Annotated in this window: 1 protein-coding gene and 1 pseudogene; both read left to right on the forward strand. The window is 45.3% G+C overall.

The window, feature by feature from the left end:
• Nucleotides 1–3,072 (forward strand): 3'-5' exonuclease (locus CXF78_RS17530; protein WP_102037478.1); only part of this gene is annotated, 3,072 nt, incomplete at its 5' end.
• Nucleotides 3,066–3,437, forward strand: a pseudogene (locus tag CXF78_RS17535) (exodeoxyribonuclease V subunit alpha); the annotation flags it as partial. The gene CXF78_RS17530 and the pseudogene CXF78_RS17535, both read left to right, overlap by 7 nt.

Raw genomic sequence — 3,437 nt, forward strand, 5'->3', positions numbered from 1 at the left:
AAAGGCACCGACGGCTACCCTAAACTAAGCCAATTGTTTGATAGCATTAGTAACTGGGTAAAATTTGGTCAAGGATTACCGCCAATAAAAGCGCTGGAGCAATTGGCATTATCCGAGCTTAAACTCAATAAAGGTGGCGTTATCCCCAGTGCGGATGAAGCGCCGCTACTAGACCATATTGAGCGCTTACTTGAGTTAATTAATCAGCTTATTCCGTCATTTTTAGTGCGCGCCCGAGAGGGAATTCGCCAACGCTTTGCTGGCCAAAAACAGCAACGCAATTTAATGACACCCGATGACCTATTGCTCAGTTTAGCCATGGCGCTCAGCCAAAACCCAATCACCCTCGCCCATGCTATTGCTAAGCGTTTTCCGGTCGCATTAATTGATGAGTTCCAAGACACCGATCCACTACAATTCACCATTTTTAATCAGGTGTATCAACAGCCGCTAGCATCACAGCTAGACCTAGCCGCAGATACCACTGTGCAAAGCCCAAATGATGACAGTAAAAGTAATGATGACATTAGTAATGACGACATTGGTAATGACAACAACGATGATGACGCTAATAAGGGTCGTTTAAGTTTATTAATGATTGGCGATCCTAAGCAGGCTATTTATGCTTTCCGTGGTGCCGATATTTATACTTATATTGCCGCGCGCCAACAAACACAGGCTCATTATAATCTTGACACCAATTACCGCTCATCCACTCAGTTAGTCAATGGCGTTAATCAGCTGTTTAGCCAACATCAAGATCCGTTTATTAGCCAAGCTATCCCCTATGATATTGTTAAAACCCCATCATCGGCAGCCAATAAACACCTGAGTGAAGCGACAACCAATCCTGCGGCGTTGCGGATCCGCTTATTAGCCGAAGACGATGTTAATGGCCTCAATAAAACTACCGCAAGGCAACGCCTAGCCGCTGATGCTGCCAGTGAAATAAAGCGCTTACTCACCGAAGCGCAACAGGGATTATGTAAAGTTAATACCAGCCTTGAGCAGGAAGCTAAACCGCTCATTGCCAAAGACATAGCCATATTGGTGCGCGATCGTAACGAAGCTGCCGTGATGAAAGCGGAATTATCAGCACGTAAAATTGGCGCAGTATTTTTAAGCCGAGACAGCGTATTTAACACCATTGAAGCTCGTGAAATGGCGATTTTATTGTATGCCTTAGCCACGCCTAAAAATGAACGCGCTATCCGCGCCGCGCTGGCCACTGAGCTTGTTGGTTTTAATGCCCAACGGATCCATCAATTTAACCAAGATGAAGAACAACGCCAGCAGGTATTAGATCAATTCACTCATTGGCATCAGTTGTGGCAACAACGCGGCGTTATGCCTGCGCTGCTAAACTTTGCCAGCGAAACCAAACTGATCCATCGTTATCTGTCGCAATCTGTCACGGCTGACATTACTAATGACAACAGTTATGGCAGCAATAGTGACAATAGCGTTAATGATACTGACGACGACAACGCAGCAGATCTTAAAGCCTCTGGTGAAAGACGCTTAACCGACTTTAGGCATTTAGCCGAATTACTGCAGCAAAAGGCCACTGAGCTAGATGGTAGCAGCGCCCTTATCAATTGGTACGAGCAACAACTGATTGGTAACAATGGTGGTGATGAGCAGCAACTGCGCTTAGAAAGCGAGCAGAACTTGGTGCAAATTGTCACTATTCATAAAAGTAAGGGCTTAGAATATCCGGTCTGTTTTGTGCCGTTTGTCAGCTTAGCCCGTGGTAATAAAAAACGCCCAGCGCCGATGATGTACCATAAAAATGAGCAGCTCATTTGGGATATCGACGCAACCGACGAAGGCTGGGAACAACTCAAACAAGAAACCCTCGCTGAAGATTTACGCTTACTGTATGTGGCGTTAACACGGCCGGTTTACGTGTGTTATTTGTATATAGCCAATCAAAGCCGCCAATTAAAGGCAGGGATCAGCAGCCAATTACATGAAACAGGTATCGGTTATCTGTTGGGTATTACCGACAAGAAAACTGACTTTGCTCTTATTCAAGCCAAAGTGAATGCAATTGCCACTTTACCAGCGATGAGTGTGGAATGCTTAGGCAACGATATTGACGATTCAGTGCTCGCCGATATCCACGACAATAATGACCCGTTAGCGGCCAAAAAAGTCACTCGTGTACAGAGCCTTGCGTGGCGAGTGGGCAGTTATTCTGGCTTGGTAAAACATCTGCCTCACGAGAGAGTCGCGCCCGGTGCCGACGATGAAGACTTCACCGATGAGTTAATCCAATTACAGTTACAAGATGAACTCACCAGCGAACCAGAACTTGATCGCTTTACCTTTGAACGCGGCGCCAATGCCGGTAGTTTTATGCATTTAGTGTTAGAACTGTTTGATTTTACCCAAGCAGACACCGAGCTGACACCAGCGCTAACGAAAGCCATGAAACAATATGGATTTGACGAAACCCTATGGCAGCAGCCGTTAATGGACTGGTATCAGCAAATATTGGCCGCGCCGCTGTTTATCGAGCCATCGTCACAGGACACATCACTGACATTAAGCCAATTAGGCATGAAGCAAAAAATGGTCGAAATGGAGTTTTACTTGCCTATTTCAACCTTACAAGCATCGCAATTAAATCATATTTTGCAGCAGCACGGTTATGTCGCCGGACTCGACTTTGATACCTTAAAAGGCATGTTAAAAGGCTTTATCGATTTAACCTTTGAGCACCAGGGCCAATTTTATATTGCCGATTATAAGTCCAACCATCTGGGCGATAACTATAGCGACTACACTCACTCAGCCATGGCTAAAGCCATTGATGCCCATCGTTATAATTTACAATACATCTTGTATACCTTGGCATTGCATCGTTACTTATCGCTTAGATTACCAAACTACAATTATCAGCAACATATTGGCGGCTGCTATTACCTGTTTTTACGCGGCATGCATCCTGAGCATCCTGGCGCAGGGGTATTTTATGACAAACCACCGCAAGCGTTAATCGAACAACTCGACCGCTTATTTACAGGTAATACAGACAATCGTGCGCCGGAGACGTCATCATGCTAATACTCACCCATCCAATCACTGAGTTATTGCACCTTTGGCAAGAACAGCGGCTCATTACCGCACTCGATCGTCATTTTGCTTTAGAACTGGCCAATATTGAAACCATCAATAACGATCCCGCAATTAGCGAACAACAGCCGCAACTGTTCTTGCTTGTTTGCGCCATGCTCAGCCAGCAATTGTCTAATCAGCACAGTTGTTTAGTCATCGAGCAAATTGATTTAGCCAACCCCATGGCAGAAGACAACCGTGGCAACGCTGAAATCAATTGTCGGATTGAGCTTAACCATCAACAATTGATTGAACAAATCGCGCTATTTGATGCCGTCGGCCAGCCCGGTGACAATAAACCGATTATTTTTGAA

Origin of the sequence: Shewanella sp. 11B5 (genome assembly GCF_002836795.1) — a bacterium.
GTDB classification, from domain to species: Bacteria; Pseudomonadota; Gammaproteobacteria; order Enterobacterales; family Shewanellaceae; genus Shewanella; species Shewanella frigidimarina.